This window comes from Schaedlerella arabinosiphila (assembly GCF_003885045.1).
Lineage (GTDB): Bacteria > Bacillota > Clostridia > Lachnospirales > Lachnospiraceae > Schaedlerella > Schaedlerella arabinosiphila.
Genome location: NZ_RHJS01000002.1, coordinates 5,522,705 through 5,539,006 on the forward strand (window position 1 = coordinate 5,522,705; position 16,302 = coordinate 5,539,006).

A 16,302-nucleotide genomic window follows, 5' to 3' on the forward strand; every position below is an offset into this window, starting at 1 on the left:
CCCCATTATGGCCATTCGGCCGTTTCATAGGGTGCCCTTGGGTATGTTTTTTGAAACGATTCCTTACAGCACTTCTGTCAGCGCCGTGTCCAGCACATCTACAAATGCTTTTTTGACGCGGGCCGCCGTCTCCACGACCTCTTCATGATTCAGGGGCTGGTCCAGAATACCGGCGCCGAAGTTGGTGATGCAGGAGATTCCCAATACAGGAATACCGCAGTGCGCGCAGACAATCGCCTCCGGGACAGTGGACATACCAACCGCGTCCGCTCCGAGCGTCCGTGCCATCCGTACCTCGGCCGGAGTCTCATAGCAGGGGCCGGAAAACATCATATAGACGCCCTCTTCCAGGTGAATCCCCTTTGCGCTGGCAGCGGCCTTCAAGCCCTCCCGGTATTCTTTTTTATAGACCTGGCTGACATCCGGGAAACGGGGACCGTCTTCTTCGAAGTTTTCTCCTAGAAGCGGGTTGCTTCCGGAATAATTGATATGATCTTTGAGCATCATCAGGGTCCCGGGTGCAAAATCTTGATTTACGCCGCCGCAGGCGTTAGTGAGTACCATTTTCTTTATACCGAGACGCTTCATAATCCGTACCGGAAGTGTGATCTCTTTCTGACTGTAACCCTCATAATAATGAATACGTCCCTGCATGGCGATGACACAGCGGCCTTTGCACATGCCGATGACAAACTGTCCGGCATGACCTGCTACAGTAGAAACCGGAAAGCCCGGAAGATCACGGTAGGGAATGGCTACCGGATTTTCAATCTGGTCAGCGTAATCCCCCAGGCCGCTCCCTAAGATCAATCCGATCTCCGGTTCGAGACCAGTGCTCTTCCGGATGATTGTCACTGCGTTTGCTATGATTTCCATTTCTTTTTTCATTGTTAACCTCCTACATTTTGCTTGATGGTTTTATTTCTGTGCTACTCCCCGCTTTTCATTCAACTCACTCAAAATTTCAGCATACCGCGTATCCGTCAGTTCATAGAAAGACATGGAGATGACAGAAGCAATATATCCCAGGATCGGTACACCAAAACGGAGGAAGAGGATTGCGCCCAATACGATCTCTGTCTGTTCCTGATTGGCAACAAAACCAACCAAACCTAAAAGGAAACTGGTAAAAAAACCGCCCAGAGCACTTCCCATTTTGTTACAGAACGTAAAAGCTGAAGACACCAGCCCGTTTCCGCGGATTCCGTATTTCCACTCTGCATAATCCACACAGTCCGGAAGCATTGCCCATCCCAGAGCACTCGGAACACTGGAAATCAGTCCGAGGACAGCCATCCATGCGATCAGCATCCAATCGGAAGAATGGGGTTTGATCCACATCAGCGCCAGCGGAATAATGGATAAAAGGCTGGTAAACCAGTAAGTCTGCTTCTTTCCGAATTTTTTGCTGATCAGCGGAATCAGCGGGATGGAAATGATTCCTGTAGCTGTCAGGGCAAACCCGACAACGGCCACCAGATCTTCGCGATGCAGTACATACTTGAAAAAATACATATTGGCAGCTCCCAGAGTCGCGTTTGCGATCATATCCGTGCTGTAGGCAATGACAAGCATGAGAAGCGGTTTGTTTTTCACCAGAAGCCGGATCTCACTTTTGAAATTGACGCGTTCTTTTTTGATTTTCAGATTCATCGTATCATAAGGCTTGCTTCCCCAGGCTGCAATCCAGTAGGAAACGGTCAAAAGTACGCCGATCAGGGCGCCGTAGGCCGCCCAGCCCTGTGCTCCGCTGCCGAAGAGATTGACAAGAGGAAGCGCGAGAACCGTGACAAAAAATTTGCCGGTCTGTGTCATCGCAGATTTCCAGGCGATAATTACGGTACGCTGATAAAAATCATCAGAAAGCACAGGGGTCAGCGCATAATACGGAATATTTACAGCAGTGCTTGCCAGTGAATAGGATATGTAAACAACATAGACATATACCAGCTTCATCGTAGGCGACAGGTTCGGCGCGCTGAAGAGCAGAAAAACAATGACGCCGAGAACCGGAGCCGCAAACATCAGCCAGGGGCGGTAACGTCCGAAGCTGCTGCGGGTATGGTCAGATATCATACCCATGATGGGATCAGTTACCGCGTCAATAAACCGTGAGGCCAGCATAAGCCCGGCTACAGCCATTGAGCTGACTCCGAAGATATCGGTGTAGAAAAATGTTAAATACGACATAACAAGGGTAGATGTCATCTGGACGCCCAGACCGCCGAAAGAGTATTTGAATATGTCCGGGAAAGCTGCTTTTCGTTGCGTTTGTTCCATGATAATGGTCTCCTTTTTCTTTCTTGTAGTAAGTTGTCGGACGAAGTCCACCTGTCTGCGGCCTGACTCACGGCGCCATGAATCATTACGGCCAGGGATCTTTTCATATTTACGTGGACAATTGATGCAGCAATTGATATATTCTATTATAAAGCGGAAATAGTCCCTCCGGCTATGCCATTTGGCACACAATGAAATAAAATGATAAAAATCCGACAGTTGGAAAAAAATATTTTAGATTGTGCCAACTGGCATAGCCTGGAGAAGCCCGGCCCATTATCATAAATATAAGTCTTTGGAGAAAGAAGATGGAAGAGAAAAACAGATTGCTTCAAATTGTATTGCTGGCAAAGGAAAAACAAAAAGAAGGAACATGTTTGAAACAGGAACACGTTGAAAAATTACTGAATGACAGGATGAAGATCCGCAGGGTTTCAAAAAACGAGTACATTACAACTGAATATATGGAAGAGAAAAAAGTGTATTATGTATTGTCAGGATCGTTTTTGATGATGCGCACCTCAAAGGACGGAAAAAACAACGTCATGGATCTGAAACAGGCCCCGCAGTTTCTGGGCATAGACAAAGCAGTCATGCCGGAGGAAGACTATACTTTTTCCGATAATCTGGCAAAAGAAAGCTGTCTGGTATTGGAAATCGACCGGGAATATTTTATCCGGAGCCTGAAGGAAGAGGCCGAATTGGGATTTGAAATCATAAAAGTGCTGTGCCGGCGTTTGGTGAACGCATCATACCGCGCGGACCGTGCACTCTTTTATACAAATGAAGAGCAGTTGATGATCTATCTCATGGTATACTGGTCAAACCATCACGGCGGCCAATCCGAGTGTACGGTCCGGCTGAAGAACTCGTACATTGCGGAGGAAATCGGAATCAGTATCCGCGGCTTTTACCGGACGCTGGATAAGCTGAAAAAGGAAGCGCTTTTGACAGTTGTAAAAGGAAATATCGTGGTGACTCAGGAGCAGATCAAGGAAATGAGCGCACGGTGCGGTGATTTTATGAATTATAAATACCATTTTGAATAGCCCTTGAGATCTTCCCTGAAAAAGGAGGATATCATGTCAAAACAACCCAATATTGTATTTATTTTAAATGATCATCAGGCATATCACGGCCATGAGCGGGCGGGGAGCGCAGGCCCGCTGCGTCCGCATTTTCAAAAGTTTGCGGAAAATGGAATCTCTTTTGAAAATGCCTACTGCGTATCGCCGATGTGCGGCCCGGCAAGAAGAAGCCTTCTTACGGCTCTGTATCCGCATACCCACGGTCAGGTACATAATGAAAATGACCCTGCGTACAGCCACGAAGTGTATCTGGACAATCTTGCGGCAGGCGGATATCAGAACTATTATTTCGGCAAATGGCATGCAGGTCCGGGGTGCGCGTACGACCACCATTGCGAAGGACTGTCAGAGACAGGATACGGCAATCCGTACAATACAAAAGAATATGAGGATTATTTGAAAAAGCGCGGGCTGCCGAGGGCGCAGCACCGGATTGAGAGGGTGTTTGAGCAGGTCGACTTTCAGAAAAAGAACTATTTCCCGAAGCTGAAAGAAGGCGCGCTGTATCAATGCGAAGACTTCTGGTGCGGGGAGCATGCCGTCGGTGTGACGGTGACGCCGAAGGAGACGCATGAATCCTTTTTCCTGGCAAATCTGGCCTGCGAGAAGCTGGAGGAGCTGGCGGCTAAAAAAGACGACCATCCCTTTACCCTGCGGGTAGATTTCTGGGGGCCACACCAGCCCTTTTTCCCGACACAGGAATTTTTGGACATGTACGATCCGAAAGAGATCGCCCAGTATCCGAATTTTGACAACGATCTCCATGACAAGCCCTATACGCTGAAGGAAGAAGCGAACAAGCCGATCGGCGACGGGAAAAATATCATTTATCCAAATCCAATTCCATGGGAGCAGTGGCAGGATATTCTGGCCCATTGCTATGCGCACATTTCCATGCTGGACGCGGCAGGCGGGATGATCGTTGATAAAATAAGAGAGCTGGGGCTGGATGAAAACACTCTGATCATCTGGTCTACAGATCATGGCGATGCTTTGGCCTGCCAGGGCGGACATTTTGACAAGGACTCCCACATGGCGCAGGAGGTGATGCGCATTCCGATGGCAATGAACTGGAAAGACGTGATCCCACCGGGACAGAAGTCGGATAAACTGGTATTTACCTGCGACATTCCCGCCACCATAGCGGACGTATCGGGATGCCCATTCGGAAACCGGGTGGACGGTGAGAGTCTGATGAAGCTAGCAGCTCCAGATGCGCCGGGTGCAGATCACTGGCGAAAATCACTGCTGTGCGAGACTTATGGCCATGGCTACGGGGTGACCATTCTGGGCCGTATGGTGACAGACGGAAGGTGGAAATATGTGGCGACCGAGGATACATTGGATGAACTCTACGATTTGGAAGCAGATCCCTATGAACTGAAAAACCTGGCAGTGCTTCCGGAGTATGACGCGAAAAAGCAGGAAATGCGTAAGCTTTTGACAGAGCAGCAGGAAAATGCAGAGGACCCGGTGCGGCTGGAACAACTGCTGGGCAATCCATCCGCGGAATAAAAAGGGGGCGGAAAGAAAATGAACGGGATGAACGTGCTTTTGATCACGGTGGATGACATGAATTATAATTCCATGGGCTGTATGGGCTGCGAGGTTTCGGATATCACGCCGAATATCGACCGTCTGGCCGCAGAAGGGATGCTGTGCGAAAATTCCTACGTGGCAGTGGGTGTCTGCCAGCCGTCGCGTTCCGTGCTGCTGACAGGAAGATATCCCCACAAAAATGGCGCTCGAGGATTCGAAGAGATTGATTACTGCGTCGAAACACTGACAGAGAGACTGCGGGACTATGGGTATTATAATGGAATTATCGGAAAAGTGGATCATCTGCAGCCAAGAGAAAAATTTGCATGGGATTTTGTGGTCAAGACCTTGAATCCGGAGGAAAACTGGGGGCGCGATCCGGAGAAAATGTATGAGCACACGCGGGATTTTCTGCGTGAGGCGAGAGGACAGGGCAAACCGTTTTTCTTAATGGCAAATTCACATGACCCGCACCGCCCCTTTGCAGGTTCCGTATTTGAGATCCCCTCATATCTCTCCAAATCAGGAAAAAATGTGGATTTTGACCCGTCCATGGAACAGGGGGAATATTATCGTGGAAAATACGTAAAATCCAGCCGGTATTATGAGCCGAAGGAGGTGGACGTACCAGGATTCCTGCCGGATCTGGAGGACGTTCACAGCGAGATCGCAGATTATTATTCCTCCGTCCACCGCGGGGATGAAGCGGTGGGACGGATACTCTGCGCACTGGAAGACGAAGGATTCAGGGAGGACACGCTGGTGATGTTTTTGTCCGATAACGGCGCGGCGCTGCCCTTTGCAAAGACGAACTGTTATGTAAACAGTACAAAAAGCCCGTTTATTTTCCGGCTGCCGGGACAGATACCCGCCGGCAGCCGGACCGGCGCTTTGATCTCATCCATTGATTACACCCCTACGGTACTGGATTATCTGGGGATCAACCCGATCGAAGGCGCTGACGGAACATCTTTGAGAGGGATTTTGTCCGGGGGCCTGCAGCACCAGTATGATACAATTTATACCATGTTCTATAAAACCGCAAGGAACGCAGTAACCGGACGCGAACGGCATTTCCCGATGCGCTGTGTGCAGGGCACGGAGTATTCGTATATATACAATGCATGGGCGGGAAAAGGGGAACCATTTTTGAACGAGTCTACGGCGGGCCTGACGTTCAACGCCATGAAAGCAGCGGGGGAAACGGATGAGGAGATCCGCAAGCGGGTCGAGTTCTTTTTATACCGTACGCCGGAAGAATTTTATGATATCAAACACGATCCGGACTGCCTCCACAACCTGATCGGCAGGAAGGAATATCAGGCGTTGATCGAATCCTACCGGAAGAACCTCTACGGCTATATGATGGAAAGCCAGGACGGGCTGGTGTCTGTGTTTCAGGAAAAGGTTCTGCGTGCATTTTTATAAATAACAAAACGTGGCAGATTTAAGTTTCAATCATGACTATGAGGGGCCGTCGGAAAATAGCTGAATTTCCACAATATATTCCGCAGATCATTGAAGATTTGGCAATAGATTGTGTACAAATCCTATTTACCAATGGCCCCTGTCTACAGTGGTGTATAAACAGGCGTTCATTTAGCTGCCATAAAAAAGCATTCATCTAATTTGTCTGACCATTATAAAGGACTTTTCTAATAAGAATGTAAACGGTTGACTTTACACGTCCTTCGATGCTTCTTCAATCACACAACTATGCCTGCGTACATTCTTTTTCCCATCCTTTTCATAAGAGATCCCGACCAGCAGAATACCGCCGCCGTAACCGGCCAGTGCGGCAGGATATCTTTTTTCTTTAATCTGGTCGATGGCGCCTTTTGCAGACTGATTCCATTTCAATTCAATAACCAGTGCAGGCATGGGGGATGTCTTTTTTGGAAAATAGACAATATCGGCATAACCGTCCCCTGCCGGAAGCTCTTCAAATTTAAGATAATGGTCTTTATAGCTGAAATAGGCCAATTTAATGACACTGCGCAGTGCCTGCTCATCGTTATAATATAGAATGGCGGTTTCCTCGGCATGAATTTTCTGAATTTGCAGGGCAACGGCTTCCGCATTTTTGTGAACCGTATCATAAATAAGCTGCTCGCTTTCACGAACCCGCCGAATTGTATCATCCCGTTTCACTTCCCGGATTGCTTTGGCAAATTCAAGCCGGATCTCTTCATTAGGGATGTGTACCATTTTCGCTGATTCATCATAGGCAAGATAGCCCAGATGAATCAGCAGAGTCAGCACGTCATCCTGATTCCGGAAGGTGACCAGGTCGTTGGAAAATCCGTTGGTATCCACCGGGACATCAATGCCGCCAAGCAGCTTGGCGAGGGCAGACGATAAGCCGTCAAAGCCCAGGTTGATATAGCCCATCAGACTTTTTGCGGCAGAGGTTTCTGTCCAGTAGGAATAAAATTTATTGCTGCGAAGCGCCTTCATGACGGAATTGGGATTATAAACAGATCCAGCAGGATCAAGGGAGTACCCATCATACCACTGCTTCATCAGTGAAAAATCCCGATGATGCTTTGTACAGAGCGTTTGTACATCAGCCTCGGTAAATCCCGCATACTCCGCAAATTCCATTGGACAGACCATGGAAAATTCCTGGAAATCGGAAATTGCGGACTGAGTACCATCTTTTTTTATGGGCAGGATACCGGTTATATATGCGGCAGCAAATATTCTGGCCGTTGTACCGCTGCTTTTAAATAATGTGCGCAGAAAGGAAAGGTATTGCTTCTGAACCGCTGGTGTTTCACGGATCGGTGCATCCCATTCGTCAATGATCACGATGAATTTATTCCCGGTAAGTTTCGTGGCATTGATCAGGGTTGTGGAAAAGGAATCATCTGTTTTCAGCCCGGGATATGCGTCAGAAAGCTCTTCCGTCACTTTGCGTCTGATAAAAGAAGGTAACTCTTCGGTTCCTGCTTCTCCCATGATGTTTGTGATATCCAGGTAAATTACGTCAAATTTATTTCGATATTTTTCATGGCTCTCAATGTCATTCGCGGCAATCTCAAGATCCTCAAAAAGCCCGGATGAATCACAGGTTTTATCATAATATGCACACAACATCTGTGCGGCAAAAGACTTTCCGAAACGGCGCGGCCTGCTGACACAAGTCAGCCTTCGGGGAGTCTCGATCGTGTCGTTGATCAGCCCGATCAGCCCGCTCTTATCTACATAAAGATCATTTCTGATACCGCTGAATCCATGATTTCCGGGGTTCAGATAGGTTCCCATAGGTACTCACCTCCTGGTGACATTATAATATTTCCAGGCAGGTTGCGCAATATAAAAAAGCCTGGATTGTATTCTTCCAGGCGAAAATTTGTTATAAAAAAACAACCAAAAGTGGTAGATTTCAGTCTCAACATTTACTATTATATAGTAAAGATTTATCTTCGACTGACAGACAGGAGGCTTACCCAAATGGATTTTACAGCTCACACAGATCATACCGGCTTTGAAAAAAACCTGCAGGAGGACGTGGACTACGATTCCACCGGAGTTCCGCTGTATATCCGCACCAAGGATCTGAGGGAGTGCCCAAAGAGACGTGTGCCCTGCCACTGGCACGACGATCTGGAGCTGATCTACATCTGGGAGGGGAGGATGCGTTACTGCATCAACGACAGCCACATTGTCCTGCGGGAAAATGATACGCTCCTGGTAAATGCGCGTCAACTGCATTACGGCTATCCCTATGCCGAAAAGGAATGCCGGTTTTCCTGCGTCCGCTTCCACCCGTCCCTGTTTGTGGAAAATAAGCTCCTGCGTGAAAAATACATTACCCCCATTCTGGAAAAAGGGGAACCTCAATACGTCCATTTTCATTCCAGCCAGACTTTGGGCCGGGAGATCTCAGAGCTGATGCGGCAGATCGTGGGCTGCAAGGATTCCGCCGAAACCGCCTATGAAATGGAGGCTGTTGCCGTCATGCATACCCTGTGGTGCAGGTTTCTTCGGTATCAGGAGCTGTTTGCGGACGAGCCTGACAGAGAACCAGGGGAAGCGCGGAATGACAACGACGATCTGGAGATCCAGAAGCAGATGATCACATTTATCCACAGGCATTACGCGGAAAATCTCTCCATTGAGGATATCGCCGTATCCGCCCGCGTCAGCCAGGTCAGATGCCGCCGGATTTTCAAGCAGTATCTGCGGCAGACGCCCCTTCAGTTTTTAAACGCGTACCGGCTGGAGGTCAGCGGAAACCTCCTGCGGGATACGGACCAGACTGTCATGGAGATCGGGGAACGCTGCGGTTATCGCCACAAAAGCCACTTTGCGAAGGCATTTTCAAAATGCTACGGATGCACACCCAGGGAGTATCGGAAGAAATATCAGCATTAAGCTATTAACAAAAAAGCAATAGTAATCGAAGCCCAACTGTGGTACACTGATACTATATTTAACAGGGAGGGCTTCATTGTGACCCGGATAGGTAAAGAAAATAAATACGATATTGTACCAGATCATTTTAAAGCGAACATTTATGATCAGGTAGAGCTGCTTGTTGACTTTCATGGCATTACTAAAAAGGACATTGAGTCTGCCCAGGAAAAAATAAAAAAGATTTTAAACCCGAAAGAGTATAGTATGTCGGAAGAGCCTTTTTCATTGGATGAACTCCAGTATTATGCAGAGCGCCATAATATCAGTATATTTGCACAGAAAAGGATGAAAGACGCGGAGCACGTAATTCGATTTTATTCCAAGGACAGTACGGAATGTATTACAATAAGCCGTCTCTATATTGGGATTACACTTTCATATGAAGCAACGCATAATTTAAAAAGCAATATTATGCTTCTGGCAGAGCTGGTCCGTCTTTTTGCGGAGCAGGAATATTTTGAAGTGGAAAATGTTTATCTTATCAAAAAGGACAGTATTTATTGCAGCTCGTTATACCGTGTATACCAATGCTTTGATAAACAGGCTTTCGGAGATATTGGTTATACGTTAAAGCGAAGACTCCCGGAAGAAATCAGGCCCCTTACTTCAGAGATTTATAATGTATTTGAGTACAATGGGGCAGAAGTGAAATTATATAAGTCTGTAATCCCGGGAACGATTGCCAGGTCGGATGAGGAAATCTACGAAGCAACATTGCTGACAATTGTTGTATTTGATACGACAAATGCAGATGAAGAAATTGATATCGTAAACACACTGGAAAAGCTGAATCAAATTTCTTTTAAAGTGTTCATTCATCATATAACGGAATCATTTGCGGAGGATTTGGTAAAAGGGTTTTCTGATAAAGTGAAGGCTGGGGTGAATAAAAATGAGTAAGTTAAAATCTGCTGTAAAAATGACAAAAAACCAAAGTGCAGTAAAAGCAAGAGGAAGAAAAACAATGACTATGCCGAAGCAAAAGGTGGAATTTCACGCATCTGCCGCGCGCATTTCTACATTTTCACATTTCGAGGAAAGATCTGAAGCGAAAGAGCTGATCCGATTTCACAGGGCGGATTAATATGCTAAAGAGACTGGTAATCAACAAACAGGAAAAGATGAAAATAGCAGTTTATCATATTGGGTATTCCAGCGAAGGGGAGAGCAGCATTTTTATCTTGTATGGAGAAGATAAAGACATATATTACTCGATGGCCATAGACTGCTATGAAGAATCCCAGTGCAATATAACAGATAGTATATTGGAGGAATGGGGAATTGCTGAGAAGAAATTAGATATGCTTATCTGGACACATCCTCACGATGACCATTCGGCTGGCCTTGTTCAGCTTGTTAAAAAATACTGCAGCGCTGAGAAAACTAAGATATGTACTGCTAACATATTTGGCGAGGCAGAAAGAGTTTCAGATGTCTGCAGGGAAAATATCTTCTTTTTGGGTTCTCTGCTTCAGCGTAAAAAAGCAATGAATAGAATAAACCTGCATCCCATGCATTGCTATCCAGATATTATGGATGAGATTGCGTTTTTAGGATATGGAAAATTTGACAGAATGGTGCTCAAATGTATTGCACCAATGCCTAACATAGGCGGGATTCAAGGTATCAATAAAACTTTTGACGGTAATAAAATATGCCTGGGGTGTGTTGTGAAGCTGGAAGGCATTGCCGGTGAGATCAATCTGATGTTTGCCGGTGATGTTGACAATATGACGTTTGAAGAACTGGCCTATGATTCTGATTCCGAGATATCCGCGGCTTATAACTACATAAAAATACCGCATCATGGAAGTGAGAAGGGAAGAAAACTGATGGAACTTCTGCAGAAAAGCGGTGATACAAGCGAGTATGCTTCAACATCGGTGAATCTGAGAAATCATTTACCAAACAGGAAAGTGATGTCAGAATATGGCAAGGTTGTGGAAACTTTGATCTGTACGTCAGATATCGTTGATCACCATTATGGTAAGGGAGTTGTATATCTGGATTTTGATTTGGAGAAAAAAACAATAAAAACACAGCTTTATGGAACTGCAGCAATAATAAATAAAGACAAGCTAAAAAATGACGCTGCCTGACAATCAGTAAAGAAATAAAAAGTTATAAAAAAAATCTGAAAAAAGTCGAAAAATCTGTTATAATAGACAACAGCATTGTTATACTTAAGCTCAGACAAACCTGTCGCTTAGTATAACAGGATGTACACAGCCGTATCAGGATATATGCCGCTTTGCGGCTGCGGCCAGTATTCAGAGCAGCAGGCCGGCCTGTCTGCTGACCAGGGGAGAGAAGATCATGCTGTTGCTGTTTTTTTGTGTATGGATCATATTCAACGGGACAATTACTGCGGAGATTGCCGTGATCGGCGCAGTGATTGTCCTTTTCATGTTTGCGTTTATCTGCAGGTTTATGGATTACAGCGTAAAGCAGGAGATTCTTCTGTATAAAAGGAGCGTCTGCCTGCTGCGTTATACCTTTGTACTGGTTATGGAGATCGTCAAGGCAAATATGGCGGTGATCCGCCTGATTACTTCCAGCAGCGAGGTGGTGGAGCCAGTGATGGTGTGTGTCCGCACGAATCTGAAATCCAGATTCTGCCGGGTGCTTCTGGCCAATTCGATCACCCTGACGCCGGGAACGATCACGGTGTCCATGGACGAGGATGAGTGCGTGGTGCACTGCCTGGACAAGTCTCTGTCCGAGGGGATGGAAGATTCCGTATTTGTAAAAATGCTGGAAAAACTGGAAAGGATTGGTGATTGATATGAGGATTATCTGGGAACATCCGTGGATTTTTATATCCATTTTCATATTTCTTGCCATCCTTCTGCTTTTCTGCCTGATCCGCGCCATCAAGGGCCCGACCATCGCCGACCGGGTCGTGGCGGTGAATATGATGGGAACCATTGTCATGGTCGTGATTGCCATGCTTGCCGTATATATGGGAGAGGGGTATCTGCTGGATATCTGTCTGATCTACGCGATGATCAGTTTTCTTGCGGTAGTGGTGCTGACGAAAATATACAGCGGCGTACACTTAGAGAAGCTTGCCAAGAATAAAAGGCAGCAGCAGAAGGCAGTACAGGCCGAAAGCATCCGGGAAGAAGCCATGACAGGACATAGCGGAGCAGAAACAACAAGAACTGAAGAAGAAAGAACCGAAGAAACAAGAACCGAAGAAATAAGAACAGAGAAAGTAAGAGCACAAGTAATAAGAACAGAAGAAATAAAAACAGAAAGAAATAAAGATACAAATACACAAGAAAAAAACAGGAAAGGAGCGGTGCACCATGATCCTCATTGAATGGCTGCAGTTTATACTTGGCGTTTCGTTTCTGCTGGCAGGGCTTGGAGTCTTTACCGTGCAGGTATTCGGCGTCTTTAAATTTGATTATGTCCTGAACCGGATGCACGCGGCGGCAATGGGGGATACTCTCGGTATCGGGATTTCCCTGGTGGGTCTGATCATCCTGTCGGGATGGAATTTCGCATCCCTGAAAATGGCGCTGATCATAATATTCCTGTGGAACGCGTCGCCTGTGTCCTCCCATCTGATCGCACGTCTGGAGGCCACCACCAACCCCCATCTGGAACGATGCTGTGAGATGGAGGAAGGAATCACGGAGCACCTCTGGGACGAAGACCAGCGGGAAATCATCTATGCAGACCGGGACAAAGCGGATCGCAACAAAACAGATCGGGCTCAAATAGACCGCAGCAAAACAGACCGGGACAAAGCCGATCAGGCTCAAACAGACCGCGGCAAAACAGATCAGCACAAAGTCGATCCAGTGAAATCGAATCGGGACAAAGCAAGGGAGGAATCGTAATGGCCATATTTGAATATATCCTGATGGGGTTTCTGGTGGTCTGCGCGATCTCCGTCAGCTTTTCCAAAAATCTGCTTAATTCGATCCTGATCTTCATGTCCTACAGTCTGGTCATGTCGATCATCTGGATTCTTCTGGAATCTCCGGATCTTGCCATCACGGAAGCTGCGGTGGGGGCCGGGGTGACCAGCGTGCTGTTTTTTGTGACACTGAAGAAGATCCATGCCCTTGGAGAGGAGGACGAGGAGACAGATGAGTAGAAAAATCTCAGAGGAAGAATACAGACGCCAGCGGATCGTCCGCATGAAGCGATGGCTCAGCGGGGAAAAGGATCTCTACCTGGATAATATGGAAGTAATCCCCCGCAGCGAATACAAACCGGACCGGAAGCAGATGGAGCGGTATGAGCATGACCTGGACGAAGTGATGTCGCGGACTTATGATACGGAGCACAACCGGGTATACCGCTTTTTTCAGAGGTTTTATAAAATGGCGGCAGTGCTCTGCTGTATCGTGCTGATCCTGATTCTGATTGTGGAGGTCTCTTACCTACCGCCCGTCGGGTCTGCCAGCAATCCGGCCAGCAATGAGGTGGCGGCAAAATATATCGAGGACGGGATGCAGGACACCGGAGCCGTGAACATCGTGACGGGCATGATTCTGGACTACCGCGCCTTCGATACGTTCGGAGAATCCAACGTGCTCTTCATCGCCACCTGTACGGTGCTGATTCTGATGCGGAATGACAAAAAGAAAGGGAAGGGCAGCGCGGAAGACGAGGAGCGGCGGGACAGCTTCTATGAACCGAAGAAGGACGCCATCCTGCAGATGGGAGCCAGAATCCTGGTGCCGGTCATCATGCTTTTCGGCATTTATATCATTCTCAACGGGCATCTCTCGCCGGGAGGGGGATTTTCCGGCGGAGCCATCATCGGGGCAGGGCTGATCCTGTACCTGAACGCGTTTGGTTTTGAGAAGACGGAACGCTTTTTTACGGAAAAAACCTACAAGACGGTCAGTTTCGGGGCGCTGCTCTTTTACTGCCTGGCAAAAAGCTATTCCTTTTACACCGGGGCACATCATCTGGAAAGCGGGATTCCGCTGGGAACGCCCGGGGCGGTCATCAGCAGCGGGCTGATACTGCCTTTGAACATCTGTGTCGGACTGGTGGTTGCATGCACGATGTACGCGTTTTTCGCGCTGTTTCGAAAAGGAGGATTCTAAAGAATGTTTGGTTCCAATCTGCTCCCCAACCTTGGGGAGGTCGTTGCCATGATTCTGTTTGGGATCGGGTTCGCGAACCTGCTGCTCCAGAAGAATCTGATCAAAAAAATCATCGGCCTGAACATTATGGACACGGCGGTGTACCTGTTTCTGGCGATCAAAGGATACATTGAGGGAAGGACGGCCCCCATCGTGGTAAATGGAGTGCAGGAGGTAGAAGCCTACATCAACCCGATTCCAAGCGGCCTGGTGCTGACCGGCATCGTAGTATCCGTCTCCGTGACGGCTCTGATGCTGTCACTGACGGTGAGGCTGTACAGGCGGTATCACACACTGGATCTGGACGAAATCTCTTCCCGTCTGAAAAAGGAGGGCATCTAAATGGCATTTGTACAAAATGTACCGTTTTTTTCCATTATGCTGTCCATGTTTTCCGGGATCGTGTCCTCCATTCTTCCGGGAAAAGCGGCGAAAAGGCTGAACGCGGCGGTAATCCTGATCATCGGGGCCGCGTCCGCCTGGCTTCTGGCCTGGCTGATGCAGACCGGGGGCAGTTACACCTTTATGATGGGCCATTTTCCCGCGCCCTGGGGAAATGAAATCCGCGCCGGGGCATTGGAAGCGGGAATGGCCCTGTTTTTCTGCATCATTATGCTGCTGTCCATGCTGGGCGGACGCAAAAAACTGTTCGATGAAGTGGAAGTGACAAAGCACAATATTTACTATATTCTGACGGATCTGCTGCTGAGCTCTTTGCTGGCGCTGGTCTACACAAACGACCTTTTTACGGCGTATGTGTTCGTGGAGATCAACACCATCGCCGCCTGCGGATTGATCATGATCCGCCAGAACGGAAGAACCATCGAGGCGGCGGTGCGCTATATGATCATGAGCCTGCTGGGCTCCGGTCTGCTGCTGATGGGGATCTGCATGCTGTACGACCTGACGGGACACCTCCTGATGTCCAACATTAAGGAGAGCGTGGCGGCCATCATGGCGGCGGGGACATACCAGATTCCTCTGACCATCACCATCGGGCTCGTGACGGTCGGCCTGGCCATCAAAAGCGCGCTGTTTCCGTTCCACGCCTGGCTTCCGGACGCATACGGATACTCCACGGTTTCCTCGGCGGCGATGCTGTCCAGCCTGGTGTCCAAGGGATATATTTTCCTGCTGATCAAAATTTTCTACCGGGTGGTAGGGTTTGAGATCATCTGCGCAAGCAAAATTCCGAACGTGCTGTTTCTGTTCGGACTGAGCGGCATGATCTTCGGTTCCATCAGCGCAATCTGGGAAAAGGACATCCGCCGGATGATCGCGTTTTCCTCGGTTGCCCAGATCGGATATATTTATATGGGGTTCGGCCTGGGGACGACGGAGGGAATGGTGGCAAGCATTTTCCATATCCTTGCCCATGCGGCCACAAAATCCCTGCTGTTTGTCTCGGCCATCGGACTGACCGACGTATCGGCGGGAAGCAGGAATTTCTTCGACCTGACGGGGTCCGCCTACCGCAACAAAGCGGCGGGAGTGGGATTTTCCGTAGGGGCCATGTCCATGGTGGGGATTCCGCTGTTTTCCGGATTCGTCAGCAAGCTGCTCTTCGCGGAGGCGGCGGTGGTGCATCCCACCCACAAAATGATGCCCACGCTGATTGTTCTGGCAGTCAGCACCATCCTGAACGCCATTTATTTCCTGAAAACCGTGGTGCGGATCTACGTGCCGGAGAAGCGGGAGACTGAAGCGGAAAAGGGATATTTTCGGATAAAGGCGGGGCAGCAGAGACTGTACACGCTTACGCTTATTTTATTTATTTTCATCAATCTGGTGCTTGGAATGATGTCGGAGCCGATCATCGGCATCATCGAGAGCGGACTGAATCATTTTGCATAGGAAGG

Annotated in this window: 17 protein-coding genes; 14 read left to right on the plus strand and 3 right to left on the minus strand. The window is 48.1% G+C overall.

Annotation, left to right across the window (positions count from 1 at the left end; all coding sequences use genetic code 11):
- Positions 1-63 precede the first annotated feature (63 nt).
- Complete coding sequence (locus EBB54_RS26000) at positions 64-888, minus strand: purine-nucleoside phosphorylase (RefSeq protein WP_125129588.1); 825 nt, start codon at positions 886-888, stop codon at positions 64-66.
- 30 nt (positions 889-918) lie between these two features.
- Positions 919-2,280: an MFS transporter gene (locus tag EBB54_RS26005; RefSeq protein ID WP_125129589.1), complete on the minus strand. Its 1,362-nt coding sequence runs from the start codon at positions 2,278-2,280 to the stop codon at positions 919-921.
- A 308-nt stretch (positions 2,281-2,588) separates the two neighbouring features.
- Between EBB54_RS26005 and EBB54_RS26010 the strand changes: the two genes are divergently transcribed.
- The 3 genes from EBB54_RS26010 to EBB54_RS26020 are packed head-to-tail and all read left to right on the plus strand — an operon-like array spanning position 2,589 to position 6,335.
- Complete coding sequence (locus tag EBB54_RS26010) at positions 2,589-3,329, plus strand: Crp/Fnr family transcriptional regulator (protein ID WP_125129590.1); 741 nt, start codon at positions 2,589-2,591, stop codon at positions 3,327-3,329.
- 33 nt (positions 3,330-3,362) lie between these two features.
- Positions 3,363-4,883 (plus strand): sulfatase-like hydrolase/transferase, encoded by a 1,521-nt coding sequence (locus EBB54_RS26015; protein ID WP_125129591.1) that lies wholly within the window; start codon positions 3,363-3,365, stop codon positions 4,881-4,883.
- A gap of 18 nt (positions 4,884-4,901) precedes the next feature.
- The gene (locus EBB54_RS26020) at positions 4,902-6,335 is read left to right on the plus strand and encodes a sulfatase family protein (RefSeq protein ID WP_125129592.1); all 1,434 of its coding nucleotides are present in this window, start codon (positions 4,902-4,904) and stop codon (positions 6,333-6,335) included.
- Between the two features lie 252 nt (positions 6,336-6,587).
- On the opposite strand, the gene EBB54_RS26025 is transcribed toward EBB54_RS26020, so the two are convergent.
- On the minus strand, positions 6,588-8,174 hold the full coding sequence (locus EBB54_RS26025) for an AAA family ATPase (protein ID WP_125129593.1): 1,587 nt from the start codon (positions 8,172-8,174) through the stop codon (positions 6,588-6,590).
- A gap of 189 nt (positions 8,175-8,363) precedes the next feature.
- On the opposite strand from EBB54_RS26025, the gene EBB54_RS26030 reads away from it, so the two are divergent.
- The 11 genes from EBB54_RS26030 (at position 8,364) to EBB54_RS26080 (ending at position 16,297) form a co-directional block, all read left to right on the plus strand.
- Positions 8,364-9,287, plus strand: coding sequence for an AraC family transcriptional regulator (locus tag EBB54_RS26030; RefSeq protein ID WP_162307207.1), 924 nt, complete (start codon positions 8,364-8,366; stop codon positions 9,285-9,287).
- Between the two features lie 78 nt (positions 9,288-9,365).
- Complete coding sequence (locus EBB54_RS26035) at positions 9,366-10,229, plus strand: hypothetical protein (RefSeq protein ID WP_125129595.1); 864 nt, start codon at positions 9,366-9,368, stop codon at positions 10,227-10,229.
- Positions 10,222-10,413, plus strand: a complete 192-nt coding sequence (locus EBB54_RS26040) for a hypothetical protein (protein WP_125129596.1) — start codon at positions 10,222-10,224, stop codon at positions 10,411-10,413. Before EBB54_RS26035 ends, EBB54_RS26040 begins: the two co-directional genes overlap by 8 nt.
- 37 nt (positions 10,414-10,450) lie before the next feature.
- A complete protein-coding gene (locus tag EBB54_RS26045) occupies positions 10,451-11,428 on the plus strand; it encodes a ComEC/Rec2 family competence protein (protein WP_148099406.1) in 978 nt (325 codons plus the stop codon).
- Between the two features lie 217 nt (positions 11,429-11,645).
- Positions 11,646-12,113 carry a Na+/H+ antiporter subunit E gene (locus EBB54_RS26050; protein WP_125129597.1) on the plus strand — a complete coding sequence of 156 codons (468 nt, stop codon included), beginning with the start codon at positions 11,646-11,648 and terminating at the stop codon, positions 12,111-12,113.
- A gap of 1 nt (position 12,114) precedes the next feature.
- A complete protein-coding gene (locus tag EBB54_RS26055; RefSeq protein ID WP_125129598.1) occupies positions 12,115-12,654 on the plus strand; it encodes a monovalent cation/H+ antiporter complex subunit F in 540 nt (179 codons plus the stop codon).
- Positions 12,641-13,180: a monovalent cation/H(+) antiporter subunit G gene (locus tag EBB54_RS26060; RefSeq protein ID WP_125129599.1), complete on the plus strand. Its 540-nt coding sequence runs from the start codon at positions 12,641-12,643 to the stop codon at positions 13,178-13,180. Before EBB54_RS26055 ends, EBB54_RS26060 begins: the two co-directional genes overlap by 14 nt.
- On the plus strand, positions 13,180-13,440 hold the full coding sequence (locus tag EBB54_RS26065) for a hydrogenase subunit MbhD domain-containing protein (RefSeq protein WP_004079880.1): 261 nt from the start codon (positions 13,180-13,182) through the stop codon (positions 13,438-13,440). The genes EBB54_RS26060 and EBB54_RS26065 overlap by 1 nt, the downstream gene beginning before the upstream one ends.
- Entirely contained in the window at positions 13,433-14,404 is a 972-nt protein-coding gene (mbhE, locus tag EBB54_RS26070; protein WP_004079881.1) for a hydrogen gas-evolving membrane-bound hydrogenase subunit E, read from the plus strand. The genes EBB54_RS26065 and mbhE overlap by 8 nt, the downstream gene beginning before the upstream one ends.
- 3 nt (positions 14,405-14,407) lie before the next feature.
- Positions 14,408-14,785 carry a sodium:proton antiporter gene (locus EBB54_RS26075; protein ID WP_004079882.1) on the plus strand — a complete coding sequence of 126 codons (378 nt, stop codon included), beginning with the start codon at positions 14,408-14,410 and terminating at the stop codon, positions 14,783-14,785.
- Positions 14,786-16,297, plus strand: a complete 1,512-nt coding sequence (locus tag EBB54_RS26080; RefSeq protein ID WP_125129601.1) for a complex I subunit 5 family protein — start codon at positions 14,786-14,788, stop codon at positions 16,295-16,297.
- The last annotated feature ends 5 nt before the right edge of the window (positions 16,298-16,302 follow it).

What these genes read in the sequence shown, in the direction of transcription:
- EBB54_RS26000 (WP_125129588.1), bottom strand. Translation starts at nt 888, where the DNA reads ATGAAAAAAGAAATGGAAATCATAGCAAACGCAGTGACAATCATCCGG.
- EBB54_RS26005 (WP_125129589.1), bottom strand. Translation starts at nt 2,280, where the DNA reads ATGGAACAAACGCAACGAAAAGCAGCTTTCCCGGACATATTCAAATAC.
- EBB54_RS26010 (WP_125129590.1), top strand. Translation starts at nt 2,589, where the DNA reads ATGGAAGAGAAAAACAGATTGCTTCAAATTGTATTGCTGGCAAAGGAA.
- EBB54_RS26015 (WP_125129591.1), top strand. Translation starts at nt 3,363, where the DNA reads ATGTCAAAACAACCCAATATTGTATTTATTTTAAATGATCATCAGGCA.
- EBB54_RS26020 (WP_125129592.1), top strand. Translation starts at nt 4,902, where the DNA reads ATGAACGGGATGAACGTGCTTTTGATCACGGTGGATGACATGAATTAT.
- EBB54_RS26025 (WP_125129593.1), bottom strand. Translation starts at nt 8,174, where the DNA reads ATGGGAACCTATCTGAACCCCGGAAATCATGGATTCAGCGGTATCAGA.
- EBB54_RS26030 (WP_162307207.1), top strand. Translation starts at nt 8,364, where the DNA reads ATGGATTTTACAGCTCACACAGATCATACCGGCTTTGAAAAAAACCTG.
- EBB54_RS26040 (WP_125129596.1), top strand. Translation starts at nt 10,222, where the DNA reads ATGAGTAAGTTAAAATCTGCTGTAAAAATGACAAAAAACCAAAGTGCA.
- EBB54_RS26045 (WP_148099406.1), top strand. Translation starts at nt 10,451, where the DNA reads ATGAAAATAGCAGTTTATCATATTGGGTATTCCAGCGAAGGGGAGAGC.
- EBB54_RS26050 (WP_125129597.1), top strand. Translation starts at nt 11,646, where the DNA reads ATGCTGTTGCTGTTTTTTTGTGTATGGATCATATTCAACGGGACAATT.
- EBB54_RS26055 (WP_125129598.1), top strand. Translation starts at nt 12,115, where the DNA reads ATGAGGATTATCTGGGAACATCCGTGGATTTTTATATCCATTTTCATA.
- EBB54_RS26060 (WP_125129599.1), top strand. Translation starts at nt 12,641, where the DNA reads ATGATCCTCATTGAATGGCTGCAGTTTATACTTGGCGTTTCGTTTCTG.
- EBB54_RS26065 (WP_004079880.1), top strand. Translation starts at nt 13,180, where the DNA reads ATGGCCATATTTGAATATATCCTGATGGGGTTTCTGGTGGTCTGCGCG.
- mbhE (WP_004079881.1), top strand. Translation starts at nt 13,433, where the DNA reads ATGAGTAGAAAAATCTCAGAGGAAGAATACAGACGCCAGCGGATCGTC.
- EBB54_RS26075 (WP_004079882.1), top strand. Translation starts at nt 14,408, where the DNA reads ATGTTTGGTTCCAATCTGCTCCCCAACCTTGGGGAGGTCGTTGCCATG.
- EBB54_RS26080 (WP_125129601.1), top strand. Translation starts at nt 14,786, where the DNA reads ATGGCATTTGTACAAAATGTACCGTTTTTTTCCATTATGCTGTCCATG.